This window comes from Pseudomonas sp. NPDC077451, assembly GCF_044543345.1.
GTDB lineage: Bacteria > Pseudomonadota > Gammaproteobacteria > Pseudomonadales > Pseudomonadaceae > Stutzerimonas.
Map to the genome: position 1 here is coordinate 74,388 of NZ_JBITVX010000014.1, position 20,941 is coordinate 95,328.

The following is a 20,941-nucleotide window of genomic DNA, read 5'->3' on the forward strand; positions in this document are numbered from 1 at the left end:
CTTCGATGAAAAGAATAATTATTAGCTTCGCTGCCTTCTGTGCTCTGGGCCTGTTGGTAGTGGCCGGAGTTGTTTTCTCAGGACTGATTAGCGTTGCCGCGGATGATCCTCATACGGGAGTCGTGCACGCATTCCTGGAAACTGCTCGCAATCGCTCGATTGAGGTTCGTTCCGAAGACATAGTCGTGCCATCTCTCGACGATGAAGACCAAATCCGCGCCGGGGCGGGGAACTACGACTCGATGTGTGTGGGTTGTCATTTGGCGCCAGGCATGGCTGAGACCGAGCTAAGCAATGGCCTTTATCCCGCACCACCCAGCCTGGCTGAAGCGGGGCTATACGGTGACCCAGCAAAAACATTTTGGGTCATCAAGCATGGCATCAAGGCCACTGGGATGCCTGCGTGGGGTAAAAGCATGGCTGACCCGTACATCTGGGGAATGGTGGCTTTTCTGCAGAAGCTTCCTGAGTTAGATGAAGGAGCGTATCGAGCACTCGTTGCGTCTAGCGGTGGTCACCAGCATGGTGGTGGGGAGACCCCAGCTGGGCACGGTCAACAACATGGTGAGGTGGCCTTGGACGACCACCATCAGGGCGACAGTGGCGACTCGGATCACCATGGCTCTAGCAGCTCAAGTGATGCAGCCGGCCAATCAAACTTTGGTCACCATGGTAATAATGAAAGCGATGACCATCATGCGTCAGAGGAGCCCCAGGCGGTTAAACACAGCAATGGCAATGGCGGTGACAACGCCGATGCGGAAGGCAAATCTCCTTCAAAAAACCATGTACACGCAGACGGGAAGCAACACGACCACTAACATCCGGTATGTCTGTACCTAAGCGGTTCTGACCAGGCTCTTAGAAAGACGCCTCGGCACAAGCAAAGGGGGTCGGTCTTAGGCCATCCTAATTCGACGCAACGGTACCGGAGGGCTTTTCACAACCATTAGGCCGCAGGTCTAGTGACTCTCATAGTTAAGGGCTTTCGCTCCGGCCGTTCCCCATTGGATGCTCCCAGTCGTGGCGACCGGGAGCTCCCCATACCCCACCGGTTATCTAGAACAGACTAGCGAAGCCGGCTAAGCCATCGGAAGTTTGGCTCATCGTCTCCAACTGTCGCCGCATACATCATATTCGGTACCGTTGCGCACCTTACAGCATTGTAATGAAGTTGGTCGAAACGGGCTCGGTAGGAGCGTGTCGTAATTCAGTGCCTGCTAATACGCTTATGAGGTATTTGGCTAGTAGGCACCGACGACATACCACTATCGAACCCTGGAGAACGCAATGACAAACTCAATGTTCGCTTCCTGTATCCAAGCTTGTTCGAACTGTGCCCTAGTGTGCGAAACGTGCGCCTCTGCTTGCCTGCGTGAGGATGACGTAAAAATGATGGCTCGCTGCATCGAGTTGGACCGTGACTGCGCAGACATTTGTAGGTTGGCCGCCACACTGATGAGCCGTGAAAGTGAGTACGCCAAGGAGTTCTGTGCCCTTTGCGCCAAGATCTGCCGCGCATGCGGTGAGGAATGCGCGAAACATCAGATGGATCACTGCCAAGAGTGTGCCAAAGCGTGCATGAAGTGCGCTGAAGAATGCGAGCGCATGGCTGCGTAACAATCTCGACTTGCTGCTCTGGCAAAGCTCATATCTCGTTGCCAGAGCCGCTTCGCCGGATTGACCGTTATATCCCAGCATGTGCAGAAGCTCAGCCAGCTGACTTGCTAGCAGAAAAGCCTAGATATCCGCTGGCCTAGCTCACCCAAACCTGCGCGCGGTCGCAACACCGTAACGCTTTTTTCTCTTGCCGCAAAGTAACCGATACTACAGTGCTGGGGACTAGATCTATGGAGCATCAAGGAGAATATCTACGCCAAGGCGCCACGTCGTCCGATATGGGTATGGATGCGCATATGCAGATGATGGAGCGACGCCATCTCGCGACGCTGTGGTGCCACTTCGTCAATGTATTGCTCGGCTTTTGGGTGCTGAGTGCGCCCTTCATCTTCGGCTACATGAACGTAGCGCCGGGTGACCTTGATCTGCCACGCCTGGCAGCCGAACGTAATTTGCCTGAAGTCGCCACCCGCGCGTTGCTGATGACCTGGAACGACGTCATCAGCGGCGCGTTGATCGTGTTGTTCGCCATCCTCTCGCTCAAACGGATTAGCTGGGCGCAATGGGCCAACACGGTCATGGGATTGTGGTTGATGTTCGCGCCGCTGCTGTTCTGGACTCCATCCCCGGCGAGCTACGGCAATGCCTTGCTGGTCGGTGGGCTGGTGATCGCCTTCTCTACTCTGGTGCCGATGATGCCCGGCATGAGCATGCAGGGCATGATGCAAAAGGCTGCAGTGCCGCCGGGCTGGGATTACAACCCTTCGACTTGGCTGCAACGCCTGCCAATAGCCATCCTCGCCGTGATCGGCATTCTGCTCGCGCGTTATCTGGCCGCTTATCAGCTTGGCCATACCTCGAACGCCTGGGATCCCTTTTTCGGCACCGAACCTAACGGCACCGAGACCATCATTACCTCGGACATGTCGCGCGCCTGGCCGGTATCCGATGCAGGGATCGGTGTGATGGCCTATATGATCGAGCTGCTCATGGCGGTTATGGGCGATGCCCGGCGCTGGCGCACCATGCCGTGGATGGTCGCAGCGTTCGGCGTGGTGGTCGTGCCCCTTGGCGCGGTGAGTATCTTCTTCATCATCGCCCAGCCGATTTTCATCGACACCTGGTGCACGCTGTGCCTGGTTCAGGCCTTGGCCATGCTGGTGATGATGCCTTACGCACTGGATGAGCTGGTCGCCATGGGGCAGTTTCTGAAAGACGCGCGACGTCGCGGCAAGCCGTTCTGGAAGACCTTTTTCATGGGCGATGCAATGGAAGGCGCCCGCGAGGACAACACGCCGGAGTTCGACGGCAGCCTCTCCTCAATGACCCTCAAAGGCCTTCGCGGAGTAAACCTGCCCTGGGGGCTCGCGCTGCTGTGCATTCTAGGCGTCTGGCTGATGTCGACCCGGTTGATCTTCGGCACCGAGGGTGCCATGGCCAACAGCGATCATCTGATGGGCTCGCTGCTGATCACCGTCTCGGTGCTGGCCTTTGCAGAAGTAGCTCGCCCGCTGCGGTTTCTGAATCTTCCCATCGGCGCCTGGTTGATCGCCGCGCCCTCGTTCCTAGACGGGGCAGGATTCGCCGCCACGATCGGCAGCCTGATCGCTGGTCTGCTGGTAATAGTGCTGAGCCTTCCGAAGGGGGTGATTAACCACCGTTATGCCGGCTGGAACGCGCTGTTGCGCTAAGCCAATGCAATCCAACCAGCACAGGAGTCGAACATGACCGACCGCGCAAAAACCGCCGTGATTTGTGGCGGGACCGCAGGCATAGGAAGAGCGACAGCTCATGCGTTCGCGCAAGCTGGCTTTCGCATCGCAGTGATCGCCCGCGGCGAAGAGGGGTTAGCCGATACCCGTGCTGAACTGGAGGAAAAGGGCACCATGACGCTGGCGATTTCAGCGGATGTGGCCGACGCCGAGGCGGTCGATAAGGCAGCCGAGCGTATCGAGGCGGAGCTGGGTCCGATCGAGATATGGGTCAACGCCGCGATGGCTACGGTGTTCGGCCCGGTCAACAAAACCAGCGCGGCGGAATACAAGCGGGTGACCGAGGTGACCTATCTCGGTTTCGTTCACGGCACGCTGGCAGCGCTGCGCTATATGGAGTCGCGCAACCGAGGCACCATCGTCCAGGTGGGCTCGGCCCTCTCCTATCGCGCGATTCCCTTGCAATCGGCCTACTGCGCCGCCAAGTTCGCCATCCGCGGGTTTACCGACTCGCTGCGCTGCGAGCTGATCCATACCAACAGCCGCGTACGGCTGACCATGGTGCAGCTGCCGGCACACAACACGCCGCAGTTCGACTGGTCGCGCAACAAGATGCAAAAGCGTCCGCAGCCAGTCCCTCCTATCCATACGCCAGAGGTCGCCGCGCGCGCCATCCTCCGTGCAGCGACCGACGCACCCCGCGAACTTTGGCTGGGGCGCGCCTCGTTCCAGGCCATCATTGGCAATATGTTCATGCCCGGCCTGCTTGATCGGATGATGGCCAAGCAGGCCTGGAACGGGCAGATGACCGACGAACCGGCTAGCGATGAACAGCCGGACAACTTGTTCCAGCCGGTAGTTGGGCTGCATCGCCTCGAAGGGCGCTTCGGCGACCAGACAAAAGGAAAGGCACTGGGCCTAAGCTCCGAAACCGTGGGCAAGCTGGCTGCGGGTGCCTTGGCGTTGGTAATGGTGTTTGGCGTAGCGGTAGTTGTTGCTATTGCCAGCTAGCCGGGTCGCATCAATTGGATCAGGCAAAAGCGCCCGTTGAACGCGGGCACGTTAATCAAAAGAACCGAGGCTCAGTGCGGCATTGATCAAACCCACATGAGAAAAGGCCTGCGGTATGTTGCCTAGATGCTGGCCGCTTCGGGTGTCGAACTCCTCAGCGAACAGGCCGTGCTCACCCTTGCGTTGCAGCAGCTGTTCGAAAAATTCCTTTGCCTCTCGAGGCCGGCCGGTTTGCACTAATGCCTCGACGAGCCAAAAGCTGCATATGAAGAAGGCGCCTTCTCGGCCCTGTAGCCCATCCGAAATTTCAGCAGGGTAGCGCCGTAGCGCGACGCCGCCTTCGTCCAGTTGTTTACGGATCGCATCGACCGTATTGATGAAACGCTCGTCGCTGCCTTCGATGAAACCAACACGTGCTAACAGCAGAAGGCTGGCGTCAAGCCTATCGTCATCGAAGGCCCGGATGAAATGGCTGCCGTCGGCGCTGACACCACGACGCAGGACTAACTGACGTAGAGCCTCGGCCTGATTGACCCAGCTTTCCTCATCTCCATCTAGGTCATGGCGGCGCTTCAGCCAAAGCGCACGCTGTAGGCCGGCCCACGCCATAACCTTGGAGTGCACATAGTGGCGCGGCGCGCTGCGCATCTCCCAAATGCTTTGGTCAGGCTCCTGCCAGTGCGCGGCAATGAAATCAGCAGCGGCGCGCATATGAGGCCAGTGCGCCCGCATCGCATCGTCACCCATGCTATCGCAGATGCTCACGCACTCCAGCAACTCGCCATAAACATCCAGCTGAAACTGGCCGTCGGCAGCGTTACCTACACGCACCGGCCGCGAGCCGCGATAGCCTTCAACCCCTTCGATATTACGTTCTGGCGGCGGCGCAGCACCGTTTACATCGTATAGCACGGCCAGCGGCGTCCCATGCTGCTCAATGGTTCGCTGCATCCACTGGGCCCAACGATGTGCCTCATCTCGACAACCGAGGCCGAAGAGAGCACCAAGTGTCAGCCCCGCGTCTCGGAACCAGGTATACCGATAATCCCAGTTACGCTCGCCGCCCAAGCGTTCAGGTAGGGATGTCGTTCCAGCAGCTACAACCGCCCCGCTGGGTTCGTATGTCAGCAACTTAAGAGTGATAGCGCTACGCACGACGTCGGCCCGATAACTAGCGGGGCAATCCAGCGCTGCACACCAGTCACGCCACGCTTTCAACGTCGCCGCAATCCGAGCTGGCACTGATTCAATCGATACAGGAACGGGTGGGGCATCTTGCTCTAAGGAAACGCTTAGACAAATTCCGGCACTCCCTCCTGCATCTACTGAGAGGACTCCCTGCCAGCCTTCACCGTCTGGATACAGTGCGCAGTCCGCTTGAAGCAATAGCTGTTGCCGCTGATACGAATAGATTAAACCTTCGGCCGAAAGGCTTGCCTCACCGGCTACGCTTCCGAAATCTGGACGGGGCTCAAACATCAGCGTGAACTCACAACGGCCAGCTAGTCCGTCTACCTGCCAAAGCAAGCTTTGCTGATCGTCTGATCCAGGCCACTCCATACAAAGCGTGACACGGGCGGACCCGGACGCGCTGTGCACCTCGAACTCCAATACTGCAGAATCGTCCAGATAATGCGTTTTGAGGTCACCCGGTGTCGACAGCTGCAGGCGCCCACCACGATCGCGATCGAGCAGCGGCCAAATCAGCGGTGTGCCATCGAAGCACCGGGGACAGAACCATTCCACGTTGCCATCTGGGCCGACCAATGCCATGGAGCGACCATCACCGACGGCCGCCAGCGAAGCGATCATTGGATATTCTGCCTTTCCAGCTGTCAGCTGCTGATCAATTCTCATAGTTCTCTTCATGTCGGTGCGCTTACAGGCGATTCAAAGGCCAGTCTAGACTGCTGCTTCAAAGCGGCAGGCTCGCGTTGAGTTTATAAATACCTCGGAGCTGACATGAAGAGCAACCCGAGGTAAGCCTGCTTTATTAACCCTAATGATGGACAGCTTATGCCGGGTGCGCGGTTCGCTCGGTCGAAAAGCCAAATGCTTACAAAAATGTAATCACTAGCTCAGCTTCATGACAGGGTATATGAACTAATTTGCAGAAATAGATGGTCTGAGAGGCGGCATAAGTATGGTCCTAGCCCATCGAAACAGGCTCAGTAGCAGCGGCCGAATCTTTAATACGGAGATCACCTTTATGAAATTGTTGATACCTTTTTACCTTGTCGGATCGATGATGCTGTCTCCCATAGCTTGGGCTGAAGGAGGAAGCGACCGCACTCTCGAGCGCCTTCAGCAACTGCGCGATAAAGCTGAAGCGGTTTTGGTTCAAGCAGAGAAAGCGCCAGTCTGCGAGCGCCAAGTGCATATGAAAGAACATATGGGAATGCTCGAAGAAATGATGAGCCAGCTCCATAAAGATCATCCAGGGCCAGACGTCTCTACCGAGGAGCATTTGGCTTGGATGGAGAAGCACGACAAATTGGTAGACGATGTACTAAAACAAATGATTCGCGAACATAAGCTGATGACGGCTAATAGGGAGTGTCATCCGTAATAAATCGCTACTCTTCCAGCCATTACGATTACGGACGCTCTCTGGCTTTGCACCGCCCGACCAAGTGCCAGGTCGGGAGTAAATCCTACAGGCTGATCGACGTAATTCTGATCAGCACTGTTTTTTTCAAACTTGATAGGATCGTTGATGAGGATTAGTTTCGAAAAGGCTCTAGGCGGGCCAGAAAAAGCGCTCCTCTACACTGCCAAAAGGGCAGAGGTGCTGAGCAACAATATAGCCAATGCTGATACACCCAATTTCAAAGCCAGGGATGTGAATTTTGCCTCGGTGCTTGCCGCTCAAAACAAGCAGGCAATGAACGCTGAGTTTTCACCGGCCAAAACTAACCAGAACCATATGAATACTGGTGGCTTGGAGGTTACTCTTAGCGATGCGGCCCTACTTTACAGGGTTCCCAATCAACCATCACTTGATCAGAACACAGTCGACGTTCAGGTTGAACAAGCAAAATATGCGGAAAATTCGATTCGTTTCCAGGCTGCATTTACTCGGCTGAACGGCGCTTTCAAGGGTTTAATGATGGCCCTGAAAGGTGAGTGAGAAGGCAATCTTCCTTTGGCTCTGCGCCCCGGAAGGAACCTCTGGGCTGTGCGAGACAGGCTCTCACTCGCTTTTAAACAACAATTCCTCAATTCGATCGTGTTCTTCCCGTGTCGGTAGAGCGGTTGAATCTATATTGTCATCACTATCCGACTCGTCGTTTTTCGGCGAACCGCGTTCAGGGTGGTAACCACCAGCTGCGTCGAACGCTACCCACCCGTACCACTCTCGGATGACTTTGGAAGGACGGCCATCTTCTATTGCCACATACCAGTCGGCCAATCGGAAACGTTTACCGGCAAGCGTTGAGGTAGCCTTTTCAGCTCGAACCAACGCCAGATATTGTGGGTGCGGCAGTTCATCTACGGCGCCGGTTTCGTCAAGCAAGAACGTGAACGAGGCGTGCGACCGCTGCTCTGTGGAACCGGTTCGCTCCTCTTCCTCACCTAAGGTAAACACAGGAGCAAAACCGCCCCCCTCTGTTCGGAAGTTGGTTGTCTGGCCTTGGTAGACCCTGGCAGCGTTCCACTGCACCTTGCCAGCATAAGCGTATGCGCGCAGGTCAAACTTCATTGGTCGTACCTGAGGGTCAGCGATAGTTCTACGCTCGCCAGGAGCCAAGAGGGACTGGGCCACGTAGTTTCCGCCAACGATTTCTTCCCACACACGCTTGGTGAGCTTGTCTCCTCGGTATGCCCCGCGACTACCAAAACCGCTAACAGGCTTGAAAAAGAGGCTGCGGCGTCTCTCCCAGAGTTGCTCCGCATTGCGATGCTCGACCGGGACAGTAAGCGGGACGTATTGGGCCAACACGGCTCGGACTTGCTGATCGACGCCAATCTCTTCCAAAAAACTTGAGTTGGTTAGATCAACCAACCTGCGTTTGTCGGCGTAAAGGGCATAGGCCCGAGGGTGTGGGGTTACCGTCACAATATCCGCTAAATAAGCGCTGCGCAGCGCGCTGCAATTGTCGCCCTCCAGATAGAAATCGGTGAGTCGGTTGTAGACGAGATCCACAGGCTTTCCGTCGACCAAGAGGCAATCGTTGTGAAAGGCCAGATCGGCTGGGTCTGCGATTATGCAGTCGATTCCTGCTGACTCGAATAACCGCTGAAAAAGAAGAAACTCCGGATACAGGTATTGGGCTTGTGGGCTTTCATCCAAGATCACCACGCGCGTGAGCGGTCGTTTCTCGCCGCTTGCAGACCATTCCTGGGCGAACATATGCAGTATCGACTGCTCGAAGCCTCCGGGCCCTTCCTGCCCCGGCGATAGCCCGACTACGCCGCTGCAACAACTGCGCTGAGCGCGGGCGAGCAATACGTTTAGCATCGCTCCGCCGGCATTTGTGTTTATTTCGATAAGCCCAAGCTTGTCCTCAGACAGATGAAAATCGTAGCCAAAGAAGACGCCCCACGCGCCCCGAGGATCGTGTCGTGCAATAGGAGGTGCAGAATTCAGAGCATGCTCACGCCAACCGGGCGAGCTCACGGTCTGCTCGATGGCCTGAATAACCTCACTAACCTGGCGCAGCCGCGAAGGCGATACAAAGACCGGTCGCGCAGCAAACACATGGGGGCAACGTGACTTCAACAGATCTGACAGCTCTGAATCCCCAAGCTGTTCAGCCAATACGTTTACGAGCGCAGCTTGATCTAGGCTTACGCAGAAGCACGCTTCGTTAAGCGCTGCGACTGTCGAACCGCATTTTGTTGATGAGGTCGCTTGCACGGGAACCTCCAGAACCAAACATACAGTTTCGAAAGCCTTGGCCTCTTTCGGTTCAGCAGGGCATTTGCGATAAGCTTAGGTCAGGGCCGTTGTCGGCCAATGCGCCGTTAACTAGACATCAGCCTTGGAAGCGTCAGTGTGAAAGTCGTGTGCCCCTCAGCTGATTCGCAAGCGATGCGCCCTTTGTGGGCATCAACAATCGACCGTGTGATAGCCATGCCGAGGCCCGCATTCAGGGTAGTACCTTCGCGCCTTGCGGTATCCACCCTGTAGAACCTGTCGAATATTCGAGTGTGAAGCTCGGCCGGAATAGTAATACCGCGGTTGGTTATAGCTGTCGAAACCGAGTTACCACTCTGGCTTATTTCAACGCTGATAATGCTTCCTTCCTCTGCATACCGAACTGCGTTCGAAACTATGTTTGAGATGGCCCTTCTTAGCATTGATTTATCGCCATGTACCGACCCATCGCCTGAAAGCGTGATTTCGACCTTCTTGTCCTCGGCTGCGAGCTCGTAGTATTCGATGACACTCGTGGTAATCTCAGCCATGCTGGTCCCTTCGGCACTGGGCGTAATCTTCCCGTTGTCCGCTTTGGCGAGGAACAGCATGTCATCGACCATCTTTGACATGCGCCTAAGTTCTTCGAGGGCGGAATACAAGATATCCTTGTAGTCGGTATTTTCGCGGTCGCGCAAGAGCGCGACCTCCATTTGGGTCAGCATGCTGTTCAGCGGCGTTCTTAGCTCATGCGCGATGTCCGCTGAGAAACCTGACAACCTGATGAAAGAGTCATCCAAGCGCGAGAGCATTTCATTGAAGTTGTCTACGAGTTCATGAAGCTCGCCTGGCACTGATTCGGTTGGAATTCTGGTATCCAAACAATTGGCAGTTACTGTAGAAGAGGTCTTAGAGAGCTCATCAATCGGTTTTAAACCCTTCCTGATCAGAACAACACCTAACGCGCCACTCAGAAGTGCACTAACGACAAGCGTATAAGCAAACCACTGCTGAATCATATCGAAGAAGTGGATTCGGTGCGTTACATCCAATGCCAAATAGATAACAGTGTCCTGCCCTTCTACCCACCGGTTTACTTTTCTAGTGATGCCGCTGTACTGGTGGCCACCGAAACTTACCGTCCAGCGTTCCTCTTGGATGTCCGTGACAAGAGGTAGCAAGCTCTCAGACAGATTGTGATGGGAGTAAACCGTCTTACCGTCTACTACAACCGCAGTTGCGAAGCCAAAGGAGTGCTCAATAACAGCATCGATCCTTGAAGCGGTCTCAGGCCCGAATTCTGAACTGCCGCGTAGCATACGCTCTACTGCAGCAGCCTTTTCATTCAGCACCTGTGCGTCTTTGCGTTCGAAATGGAGCTGGCAAAAATAATTGAAGCTGATTGCGGCGGCCAACAGCACAACCGTAACCACGAACATGAAAGCTATCGCCATTCTGCTCGTCAGTGACACTTTTCCCATCAGTACGGTCCTGGTTAGGCCATCACGCACAAAAAAGCAGGTGGGCACCCAGAAAAGGTGCCCGACCTGCTTCGATCATAGTTGCTCGCACTCTCGTATCCTAGGCAGCGTCTGGGTTTTCCCCATTTTGCGAGTGGCCGGCTTTGGCCGCCTCCATCATTTCACGACACTCTTTCATCATTCCACGCATGTCGCCCATCATTTCCATATGCTTGTCGCCGCTCATCATGCCGGTTTCTGAATGGCTTTGGTCCGCTTTATCTGCCGCTGCGAAACTCAGTCCGCTCGCCAGGGTGATTGCAATTGCTGTTACTGTAATGGTGTTTCGCATGTTAAATCTCCAAGTTCAGTGGGTTATTCGCTCTTGCTTAACAAGGTGCTTTCGCCAACGTTGGGCTCCTTGGGCTTTGTCGCACTTACCGCTAGACATATGCTTCATGCATACGACCATCATCAACAAGCAGGGCAAGAGAAAGAGCAGGCTTGGCAGCGTCGTTGCCAACGCCCCAGTGCTTTGGTTCAGGAGCATGTAGCCAACCACAGCTACGGTTAGACCGGTCACGATCGGATTGCGCTGCAGTACACTTTTCATTCTCGAAAACAGGCTGCTCATATCATTACCCTCGAATATTTAATTTGCAGGTTAGCCGTTGTTTACGCCTACCGGTGCGCTCAAAAATTCCACCGTATGAATCTCCCCGTCTGGGGTCTTTACCTTCATTTCATATGTCTGAACTTTTGCAGTAGTCCGATAGTTCTGAATCATTTCAGTCGTACCGGTCGCCCCTGCAGGTGCGATGCTCAGCACTTTGCCTTCTTTGACAAGCTCTTTAAGAGTGAGATTGGATCCTGCAGGATCATTTAGGCGATGCATTGTCCGATCGCTTCCGCCTTCGGCCATTGCAAGAGAAGACGCAACGGTCAGAATAAAAGGAACGATTACTTTGGTTATACGGTTCATGGTTTGCACCTCTTGGTTAGTTGATGCCTGTAGATTAAAGGCTTGCTACTTACAAGAAGCTGTTGCCAAGGTTACAAAGCTGTAATCGCTCATTTTTTTGTTGGTACGACCGCCGCGTCTGCGGCGGTCGCTTTCTGTGCTTACCGTTTTTCGATACGCGTAATGGTGGAATCCATGCCCTTCGAGGAGAACTCGAATTCGACCTGGTCCCCTTCTTTCAACTTTTGGAGCTGATCAGGCTTCGCTTTGAAGCCCATCGTCATAGAAGGCCAACCCAGCGCTTCGACCGGGCCGTGTGCAATGGTCACGGTGCCGCTCTCGGTGTTTACTTTCTTGACTGTGCCGATGGCTGTAGCGGTCTGTCCCGCCGACTTCTGGTCCATTGGCATGTTCATGCCTTTGTGATCCATCGGCATGCCGTCCATTGGCTCCTTGTCGGCGGCATAGGCGACTGGCACCAGGAAGAGTGAGGCAAGGGTGATGTGCTTAATGTTCATGGATGTTCTCCAGTGGGGTTGGTTGCTTGCTGGGTGGTAACTCGCAATTGCCGGCGGCGCATCAGCAGGTAAGCTGCCGGCAGAACGAACAGGGAGAGCAAAGGGGCGGTGATCATCCCGCCCACCATGGGCGCGGCGATGCGGCTCATGATTTCGCTGCCGGTTCCGCTACCCCAGAGGATGGGCAGCAGACCGGCGATAATCACTGCTACGGTCATGGCCTTGGGGCGCACCCGCTGCACAGCGCCTTCGCGGATTGCGTCGAGCAGTACGCCTTCGCCATGGGCTCCAGCGTTAACCCGATCTGTCCATGCGTTCTTCAAATACAGCAGCATAATGACGCCGAACTCAGCAGAAACGCCTGCCAGTGCGATGAAACCGATTCCTGTCGCTACGGATAGGTTGTACCCGAGCAAATAGAGGAACCAGACGCCACCGGTTAGGGCGAATGGCAGCGTGGCCATGATCAGCAACGCCTCCCCAAAGCGCCCAAACGTGAGGTAGAGCAAGACAAAAATGATGAGCAAGGTAGCCGGCACGACGAGCTTCAGCTTCGCGTTAGCTCGCTCCATGAATTCGAATTGGCCGGAATAGCTGATGCTCATGCCGGATTCGAGCTGGACCCCTTTGCTGATCTTTTCCCTCAGATCGCCCACCACAGCCGCCATGTCGCGGCCACGAACATCGACGTAAACCCAGCCCGACAGCCTTGCGTTTTCGCTTTTAAGCATTGGCGGCCCGTCGGTCACCTGTACTTTGGCCACGGTCCCCAACGTGATCTGGCTGCCTTGCGGCGTGTAGATCGGTAGGTTGCGCAGATCGGATATCGAGTCGCGCCACTCGCGGCCATAGCGGAGGTTGATCGGATACCTGGCGAGCCCTTCCACGGTTTCACCAATGGTTTGACCACCGATGGCACCGGCCACGATCGATTGCACGTCCGCGATATTCAGGCCGTAGCGTGCGGCGGCGACACGATCGATATCCACATCGATATACCTGCCGCCGGTCAGTCTCTCAGCAAGCGCCGAACTGACCCCAGGCACCGTTTTGGCGATTTTTTCCACTGCCTGGGTGGCTTTGTCGATCTGTGCCAAGTCAGTGCCATACACTTTCACCCCGATCGGGCTCTTGATACCCGTCGCCAGCATATCGATACGGTTTCGAATCGGCGGGATCCACAGATTGGCCAATCCAGGTACCTGTACGGTGCGATCCAACTCCTCAACCAGCTTGTCAGGCGTCATCCCAGGGCGCCATTGATCCTTCGGCTTGAACTGAATGGTCGTCTCGAACATTTCCAGCGGGGCGGGATCGGTAGCGGTGTCGGCTCGACCAGCCTTACCGAACACGTGTGCAACTTCTGGAACCGTTTTTATGAGCCGGTCCGTCTGCTGCAGTAGCTCAGAAGCCTTCTGAGCGGAGAGGCCTGGAAGCGCAGTGGGCATATAAAGGAGGTCACCTTCATCCAGCGGGGGCAAGAACTCCCCACCAAGGCGAGAGGCCGGCCACAAGCCTGTCAGGAAGACCAGAACAGCCACCAGCAGAGTCATCTTGGGCCAGCGCAGTACCGCGTCCAGGGCCGGCTTGTAGATCCAGATGAGGCCACGGTTGAGTGGATTACGGTGTTCGTCAGGGATTTTGCCCCTGATCCAATACCCCATGAGCACCGGAACCAGCGTGACAGACAGGCCCGCGGCGGCTGCCATTGCATAGGTTTTGGTGAACGCCAGTGGACCGAACAGCCGGCCTTCCTGCGCCTCCAGGGTGAACACTGGAATGAACGACAGCGTGATGATCAGCAGGCTGAAGAACAATGCCGGCCCCACTTCAACAGCCGCGTCAGTAATGACCTTCCAGTGCTCCTGGCCCTTCAAGGTGGAGTCAGGATGCCGCTTGTGCCAGGCCTCAATGTGCTTGTGGGCGTTTTCGATCATGACGATTGCTGCATCGACCATCGCTCCGATGGCGATCGCGATGCCACCCAACGACATGATGTTGGCGTTGATGCCTTGCCGCTGCATGATCACAAAAGCAATCAGGATGCCGATCGGCAACGACACGATGGCGACCAACGACGAGCGCAGATGCCACAGAAAAATCGCGCAAACCAACGCAACGACAATGAACTCCTCGATGAGCTTGTGCGTGAGGTTTTCAACGGCACTGTCGATCAGCTTGCTACGGTCGTACGTCGTGACGATTTCGACGCCTTGGGGCAGGCTCGCTTTCAGCTCATCCAGTTTGGTCTGAACGGCAGCGATGGTTTCCCGAGCGTTCTTGCCGCTCCGCAGGATCACCACGCCGCCGACTACCTCACCTTCACCGTCAAGCTCGCTGATGCCCCGGCGCATTTCCGGGCCGAGCTGGATATGCGCAACGTCCCCTAGCGTCACTGGCACGCCGCCGTCGAGACGCAAAGGAATGGCTCGAAAGTCTTTGAGTGTCTTGAGATACCCGGTCGCACGGACCATGAACTCGGTTTCTGCGAGTTCCAGAACACTCCCGCCGGTTTCACGGTTGGCTTCATCGATCGCCTTTGCAATCTGCTGCTGCGTCACGCCCCTGCTTGCCATGCGCACGGGATCCAGTACGACCTGATACTGCTTGACCATCCCGCCTATGGGCGCGACTTCCGCCACGTTGGGCAGTGTCTTGAGCTCATAGCGCAGGAACCAATCTTGCAAAGAGCGCAGCTGCGAGAGGTCATGTTTGCCCGTTCGGTCTACCAAAGCATATTGGTAGATCCAGCCGACACCTGTGGCGTCAGGGCCCAAAGCGGGTTTGGCGGCGGCGGGAAGCCGACTCTGCACCTGACTCAGGTACTCCAGCACCCGAGAACGGGCCCAATAGAGGTCGGTGCCGTCCTCAAACAGGACGTACACGTAGCTATCCCCGAAGAAGGAGTAGCCACGGACTGTCTTCGCGCCGGGGACAGACAGCATGGTCGTCGTCAGTGGGTAGGTGACCTGATTCTCAACGATCTGGGGCGCCTGCCCGGGGTATGGCGTGCGGATGATGACCTGAACGTCGGAAAGGTCTGGCAATGCATCAACAGCGGTGTTTTTGACCGACCAGACACCCCAAGCCACCGCGAACACAGTAGCCAGCAGGATCAGAAAGCGGTTGGCCACTGACCAGCGAATTATGGCTGCGATCATGGCTGGCCCCCCAGCTTCTCGATGTGCTCAATGACCAGGCCCTCTTCGCTTTCACGCGCGCCGACACGGACGTGATCGCCGGTCTGCAACTTTGTTAGGAGCGATTGATCTGCAACCGGAAAGGACATTGTCATCCCAGGCATGTTCAGCGTCTTGAACGGCCCATGCGACAGGCCAACCATGCCATCTTCCAGGCTGACGATCGTACCTTCAGCCTCGTGCAGCGCAGGTTCTGTAGAAGTTGCAGGCTCCTCCAAACCCTGAGCGGTCAGCCCGCGTAGGCTCGCCTCTGAATCCAGGAGAAACTGACCGGACGCCACGACCTTCTGACCGGCTTCCAGCCCTTCAAGCACCTCTGTCTGGTCATCGAATTCCCGGCCTGTGCGAACCTCAATCGGGCGGTAACGGCCTTGATCCTCGGCCAGCATCACCAATGCGCGCCGACCGGTGCGAATGACCGCCTCGGACGGGATGACCAAGACATCTTCGACGTTGCGACTCAACGTCACCTCGGCCGTCATGCCGGGACGAAGCCGTTGTTGCGGGTTAGGTAGCTCGACCCGGACACGCACAGTGCGGCTATCCAGGTTGGCCTGCGATAGTACCGTCTGGATCGTTCCTTCCAGCGTTTCACCCGCAAAAGCGGGCAGGCGCGTTGTTACTGATTGCCCTGGCGCTAAATTTGCGATCCGCGCCTCTGGTACTGCAACTTCTAGCCAAACCGTGTCCAGCCCGTTGACGCGCGCAAGAGTAGCGCCGGCGGGTACGGTCATGCCCTCGCGAACGTCGAGGCTGTTCAGCACGCCGCCTATTGGACTCGTCACTGTCCAAACGGGGCGCGCTTTACCAGTTCGTTCTAGCTGCACTATGACTTCTGGCGGCATGCCAGCAAGGCGCAACCGCTGGCGAGCCGCTGCGAGCAGCTGGGGTTGGCCGACCCCTTTGAGCGCCAGGTACTCTTCCTGTGCGGCAGCCCATTCGGGAACCAAAAGATCGGCTAACGGCGCGCCTTTTTCGATGACATCCTCCGGTGCTCGGTCGTAAACGCGCTCGACAAAGCCACCGGCACGCGCCTGCACAACCGCCACGTCTCGCTCGTCAAACATCAACGCGCCTGTCGCTTCGAGCGACTGGCTGATCGATTCACGCGTTACGGTTGCCAAGCGCACGCCGAGATTCTGCGTCACGCTCGGGTCGATACTGATCGATGCCCCGTCGCTTCCCTCATCTGCATAGCGTGGAATCAATTCCATATCCATGAATGGCGACTTGCCCGGCTTATCGAACTTTTGCTGGGGTACCATAGGGTCATACCAATAGAGCACTTCCTTGTCTTCTTCTGCAGGCGATTGTCCGAAGGCTGCGGTAGGCAGACCGATTAGCGCTGCAGCGCTAATCATCAGAGGCAGACTGAAGGCGAGTACCAGCCGCTTGTGTTGGAATGTCATGGTCGGGTATCTCCAAAGGCGAAATGCAGGCGGGCATTGCTCAACGATCGATCGCGGGCGACGTCAATACGCCGTAGCCGGGTCTCCACAAGCTGTCGTCGCGCTTCGATCACAGCGGTCAGCTCACCGCTTCCGGAGCGGTAATCGGCCATGGCAAGGCGGACCTTCTCTTCAGCGAGGGGTAGTAAGGTTTTGTCGAGGCGGATGAGTGCGCGGTCCAGACGCTGATACTCAGCGAGGTCAGTACTCAGCTCTTGGTTGTACAGGCGCAAGGTCGCTTGGCGCTGAGCCTCGATCTGGGCAAGGCGAGCTCGTTCGGCCGCGATCTTCGGATCCTGCCGAGAGCTGGTAAACAGCGGCAGGTCGAAGCTGACGCTGAGGTTCACCATGTCGCCGTACTCACGGCCACGTCGCAGGTAGTCGACCCCCCAACTCCAATCCGGTGTTTTCTCTGCGATGGCCTGGTGAACCTTTGCCTCCGCTTCACGAGTCATCGGGTCGAAGGCGAGTAACGCCGGGTGCCGGTTCAGGTTGTGCTGATAGTTATCAACGGCGGCAAGCCATTGCGGCCAGTCACCTGTAAGCGGCTGGCCTGCTAGCTCGCCTATCCAGCGCCGGAGGCCGGCCCGCGCAACAGCCTGGTTACGCAGCAGCTCATCCTCTTGTTCAGCCAGCAATGCTGCCTCTTGCCTCGGAAGTACGCTGTCTGCGGTTTGTCCGCTGCCGCCAGCAATGCGGGCCTGAACAGCCCGCGAAAGGAGCTGATTCTCGCTGTAAAGCTGCTTGAAAAGGCTTAGCTTCTGCTCGACCGCGAAGCTAGCGATCCATGCCTCGGCGGTTGCTTGGCGCACACCGAGACGTTCAACCGTTTGCTGGGCGTTTGCGAGCGCAACACTAGCCTGCGCGGCCTCGACACGAGCGCGCCTTTTCGCTCGGTTTGGCACATCTTGCATGACCCCAACCATTTGCATGGTCATGGCCTCTTGCTCCAACTGCCAGCGAGCGTCACCTTCGATGGGCACGCTTTGCAGTCCAAGCTTAAGTTTAGGGTCAGGAAGCTCGCCGGCAGGGATTGCAGCGCTGCGTGCGGCCACCAGGTTGGCGGCTTGCGCATGCAGCGAAGGCGCGTCTTGCTCGGCCACGCTCAGAGCTTGTTCTAAGGTCAAAGCGGACGCTAACCCTGGAAACGAGAGCGCGCCCATGATCAAGGCGGCCACGTACGGCGGCGCCCAATAAATACGGGGTTTCATTTGCGAAGGATTCCTGATCTTTCATGCGAGCCAAAGGCGCGCGGTAGCCGGCCCGAATGCTCACTCGGGCGGTTCCTATAATTTGATCGGAATTAGACGCGGGGTGGATGCCAGACGGCGTCTAAAAGGCTAGAGGGGATCAGGCCGTTATAGGGAGTGGTCACGGGTTTAGCAGCAGGCATCAGCTGGGCTTTTATTGAGACAAGCTGAAGGATACTTGCAGTTTTGCATTCTTGGCCCGTCTTGCAGACGGTCGCCGTTCCATGCTCATTCGCTTCACAGCACTCGGGCTCAGCGCCGCTGACGCCAGCCATCGACGCGTGGCTGGCTGCCATAGCCTCTATGCCTACCCTATCAGGCATTACGTGATGCGCTGACGACCCAACCGGCATGAGCAATTGCGCCATCCCGTTGATCGGAAGCGCGAGCACTAGCAGCAGGACAAGGAAGGAGCGCATGTAGGACTTCATATTTCCAGCTTACGGGGCAATTCATGAGCAATCAATGAGGCTTCGGTCGCTTCGCAACCGAAGCCTAAGCCTAAGCCTAAGCCTAAGCCGACAGGCTTCAAACTACACGCGTTTGACGGAGCCGGAGTGCGTTGAACACAACCGATGCTGAGCTGAGGCTCATGGCCAGGGCAGCAATCATCGGAGACAGCAACAGTCCGAAGAACGGATAGAGCAGACCTGCGGCAATCGGGATGCTCAACCCGTTGTACATAAAGGCAAACAGAAGGTTCTGACGCATATTGCGAACCGTCGCCACCGAAAGCGTGCGCGCGCGCAGTATCCCCATCAGGTCACCTTTAACGAGCGTAACTTGGGCGCTGTTCATGGCGACGTCAGTGCCCGTGCCCATCGCTATGCCGACATCAGCCCTGGCGAGCGCCGGCGCATCATTTATTCCGTCGCCTGCCATGGCGACTACTTTACCTAGGGCTTGTAGCTTAACCACCAGCGCCTCCTTGTCCTGCGGCTTCACTTCGCCATGCACCTCATCGATCGATAGCTCACGAGCCACCGCGCGGGCAGTGGTAAGCCCGTCGCCGGTGGCCATGATGACTTGCACGCCCTCCGCTTGGAGCCGCGCTACAGCTTCCTTGGAAGTCGGTTTGATTGGGTCCGATACGGCCAGCAAGCCGGCAAGTGCCCCATCAACAGCCAGGTACACAATGCTGGTACCGCTCTCGCGCATTTTTTCTGCCTGATCTCTCAACGGCTCGACGCTCACACCCGCATCTTCCATAAGCGCGGTGTTGCCTAGTTGTAGCTGCTTGCCTTCCACCAGACCACGGACTCCGATACCTGACCCTGACTCGAAGGTCTCTGGCTTCGCCAGCTGGATACCTTCGCTTCTGGCATGGTCTACGATCGCGTGGGCTAGGGGATGCTCACTACCTTGATCCAAGCTGGCAGACAAACGGATGACTTCCTGCGAGTCAAACGGCGTGACGCCTATGGCCCGATCGAAGACAGGTCGGCCCTCGGTCAAGGTTCCTGTTTTATCGACAATCAGCGTGTCTACCTTACGGACGTTCTCGATGGCGCCTGCGTCTCTGAAAAGCACTCCGCTTCCAGCCGCTTTGCCTGTGGCAACCATGATCGACATAGGCGTTGCAAGGCCAAGTGCGCAAGGGCAAGCAATGATCAGAACCGCAACTGCATTGATCAGGCCGAATACCCAGCCCTGCTCGGGTCCAAACAGGCCCCATGCAAAGAATGTCAGCAAGGCGATACCAATGACCGTCAGCACGAAATAACCCGCAACCGTGTCCGCCATTCGCTGCATGGGTGCTTTGGAGCGTTGCGCATTCGCAACCATCTGGACGATTTGTGAAAGCATAGTCCCGGAGCCAACCCTGGTGGCTCGCATGACAAGCGAGCCGCTCGTGTTCATCGTCGCGCCGATGAGCGCATCGCCTGCTCGCTTCGTCACTGGGACGGGCTCGCCCGTAAGCATGGACTCGTCGACGGCGCTCTCGCCCTCTAATACCTCTCCATCAACGGGTACCTTTTCACCAGGACGAACGCGCAGATGGTCGCCCTCGTGAACATGTGTGAGCGGGATGTCCTCCTCGGAACCATCCTTGGCGATACGGCGAGCTGTTTTGGGTGATAAGCCAAGCAGGGACTTGATTGCGGAAGATGTCTGAGAGCGGGCCTTCAGTTCGAGCAGCTGACCTAAAAGCGTCAGTGAAATGATGACCGCTGCGGCTTCGTAGTAAACGCCTATCCGGCCGCCCACAGTGAATGACTCTGGAAATATGCTCGGTAAGACGGTTGCTACGATGCTGTAAATATACGCAGCCCCTGTGCCAAGCCCGATCAACGTCCACATGTTTGGGCTGCGATGCTTAACTGATGCGAAACCGCGCACGAAAAATGGCCAACCTGCCCACAAGACAACCGGGGTCGTAAGGGCTAGTTCAACCCAGTTCTGGCTAGCGCCGTGAAACAGCGGTATCGCATGTCCCGCCATTGCCAACAGGGTTACTGCTACGGTCAGGGGCAGAGACCACCAGAATCGCTTCGAGAAGTCCTTGAGTTCGGGATTCTCCTCCTCGTCGAGTTCAGGGATCAGAGGTTCCAATGACATCCCGCAGATAGGGCAATCACCTGGACCCATTTGGCGGATCTCAGGGTGCATCGGGCAGGTGTACTCGGTCGTTGCATCACCGGCGGATGCCTTCTGTGCGGGCGGCGTGGATGCCTGAGGCGATGACCCATGAGCCTGCTGTGCAGCAAGATATCTAGCAGGGTCAGAACGGAACTTGGTCCGGCACCCCTGGCTGCAGAAGCGGTAAGTGGTTCCTTGGTAATCCTGCTCATGCTCGCTGTTCTCTTTCACCTTCATCCCGCAGACCGGGTCTGTGAGCGGTGCTGATCCTTTCGTTTGGTCAGGCTGATGGTGGCAATGCGAGGAGGACATGCGAGCTC

The 20,941-nt window shown here is 56.6% G+C and carries 16 protein-coding genes; 6 read left to right on the plus strand and 10 right to left on the minus strand.

What is annotated here, in order from left to right:
- The first annotated feature begins 5 nt into the window (after positions 1-5).
- The 4 genes from ACIGHL_RS18840 (at position 6) to ACIGHL_RS18855 (ending at position 4,343) form a co-directional block, all read left to right on the plus strand.
- Positions 6-821, plus strand: a complete 816-nt coding sequence (locus tag ACIGHL_RS18840) for a c-type cytochrome (RefSeq protein WP_017245517.1) — start codon at positions 6-8, stop codon at positions 819-821.
- A 469-nt stretch (positions 822-1,290) separates the two neighbouring features.
- On the plus strand, positions 1,291-1,620 hold the full coding sequence (locus ACIGHL_RS18845; protein ID WP_017245518.1) for a four-helix bundle copper-binding protein: 330 nt from the start codon (positions 1,291-1,293) through the stop codon (positions 1,618-1,620).
- 230 nt (positions 1,621-1,850) lie between these two features.
- The gene (locus ACIGHL_RS18850) at positions 1,851-3,311 is read left to right on the plus strand and encodes a vitamin K epoxide reductase family protein (protein ID WP_241509097.1); all 1,461 of its coding nucleotides are present in this window, start codon (positions 1,851-1,853) and stop codon (positions 3,309-3,311) included.
- A 33-nt stretch (positions 3,312-3,344) separates the two neighbouring features.
- Positions 3,345-4,343, plus strand: a complete 999-nt coding sequence (locus ACIGHL_RS18855) for an SDR family oxidoreductase (protein WP_017245520.1) — start codon at positions 3,345-3,347, stop codon at positions 4,341-4,343.
- A 51-nt stretch (positions 4,344-4,394) separates the two neighbouring features.
- Here ACIGHL_RS18855 and ACIGHL_RS18860 read toward each other — a convergent pair whose 3' ends face one another.
- A complete protein-coding gene (locus ACIGHL_RS18860; RefSeq protein WP_045431454.1) occupies positions 4,395-6,155 on the minus strand; it encodes a glycoside hydrolase family 15 protein in 1,761 nt (586 codons plus the stop codon).
- A gap of 397 nt (positions 6,156-6,552) precedes the next feature.
- Here ACIGHL_RS18860 and ACIGHL_RS18865 point away from each other — a divergent pair, with 397 nt between their 5' ends.
- Both ACIGHL_RS18865 and flgB read left to right on the plus strand, forming a co-directional pair.
- Entirely contained in the window at positions 6,553-6,912 is a 360-nt protein-coding gene (locus tag ACIGHL_RS18865) for a co-regulatory protein PtrA N-terminal domain-containing protein (protein WP_026006590.1), read from the plus strand.
- 147 nt (positions 6,913-7,059) lie between these two features.
- Positions 7,060-7,473, plus strand: a complete 414-nt coding sequence (flgB, locus tag ACIGHL_RS18870; protein ID WP_045423055.1) for a flagellar basal body rod protein FlgB — start codon at positions 7,060-7,062, stop codon at positions 7,471-7,473.
- Between the two features lie 63 nt (positions 7,474-7,536).
- On the opposite strand, the gene ACIGHL_RS18875 is transcribed toward flgB, so the two are convergent.
- The 9 genes from ACIGHL_RS18875 to ACIGHL_RS18915 form a co-directional block, all read right to left on the minus strand.
- Positions 7,537-9,204, minus strand: coding sequence for a hypothetical protein (locus ACIGHL_RS18875; protein WP_045423053.1), 1,668 nt, complete (start codon positions 9,202-9,204; stop codon positions 7,537-7,539).
- 107 nt (positions 9,205-9,311) lie between these two features.
- Positions 9,312-10,685 (minus strand): heavy metal sensor histidine kinase, encoded by a 1,374-nt coding sequence (locus ACIGHL_RS18880; RefSeq protein WP_045423051.1) that lies wholly within the window; start codon positions 10,683-10,685, stop codon positions 9,312-9,314.
- A gap of 100 nt (positions 10,686-10,785) precedes the next feature.
- Positions 10,786-11,016 (minus strand): hypothetical protein, encoded by a 231-nt coding sequence (locus ACIGHL_RS18885; protein WP_041015593.1) that lies wholly within the window; start codon positions 11,014-11,016, stop codon positions 10,786-10,788.
- A 312-nt stretch (positions 11,017-11,328) separates the two neighbouring features.
- Complete coding sequence (locus ACIGHL_RS18890) at positions 11,329-11,646, minus strand: co-regulatory protein PtrA N-terminal domain-containing protein (protein WP_045423048.1); 318 nt, start codon at positions 11,644-11,646, stop codon at positions 11,329-11,331.
- A gap of 140 nt (positions 11,647-11,786) precedes the next feature.
- Positions 11,787-12,143: a copper-binding protein gene (locus tag ACIGHL_RS18895; RefSeq protein ID WP_045423044.1), complete on the minus strand. Its 357-nt coding sequence runs from the start codon at positions 12,141-12,143 to the stop codon at positions 11,787-11,789.
- Complete coding sequence (locus tag ACIGHL_RS18900) at positions 12,140-15,304, minus strand: efflux RND transporter permease subunit (RefSeq protein WP_045423040.1); 3,165 nt, start codon at positions 15,302-15,304, stop codon at positions 12,140-12,142. Before ACIGHL_RS18900 ends, ACIGHL_RS18895 begins: the two co-directional genes overlap by 4 nt.
- Positions 15,301-16,752, minus strand: a complete 1,452-nt coding sequence (locus ACIGHL_RS18905; RefSeq protein WP_014822247.1) for an efflux RND transporter periplasmic adaptor subunit — start codon at positions 16,750-16,752, stop codon at positions 15,301-15,303. Before ACIGHL_RS18905 ends, ACIGHL_RS18900 begins: the two co-directional genes overlap by 4 nt.
- The gene (locus ACIGHL_RS18910) at positions 16,749-18,002 is read right to left on the minus strand and encodes a TolC family protein (protein WP_014822248.1); all 1,254 of its coding nucleotides are present in this window, start codon (positions 18,000-18,002) and stop codon (positions 16,749-16,751) included. The genes ACIGHL_RS18905 and ACIGHL_RS18910 overlap by 4 nt, the downstream gene beginning before the upstream one ends.
- 567 nt (positions 18,003-18,569) lie before the next feature.
- Positions 18,570-20,933, minus strand: a complete 2,364-nt coding sequence (locus ACIGHL_RS18915; RefSeq protein ID WP_045423031.1) for a heavy metal translocating P-type ATPase — start codon at positions 20,931-20,933, stop codon at positions 18,570-18,572.
- Positions 20,934-20,941: the final 8 nt, after the last annotated feature.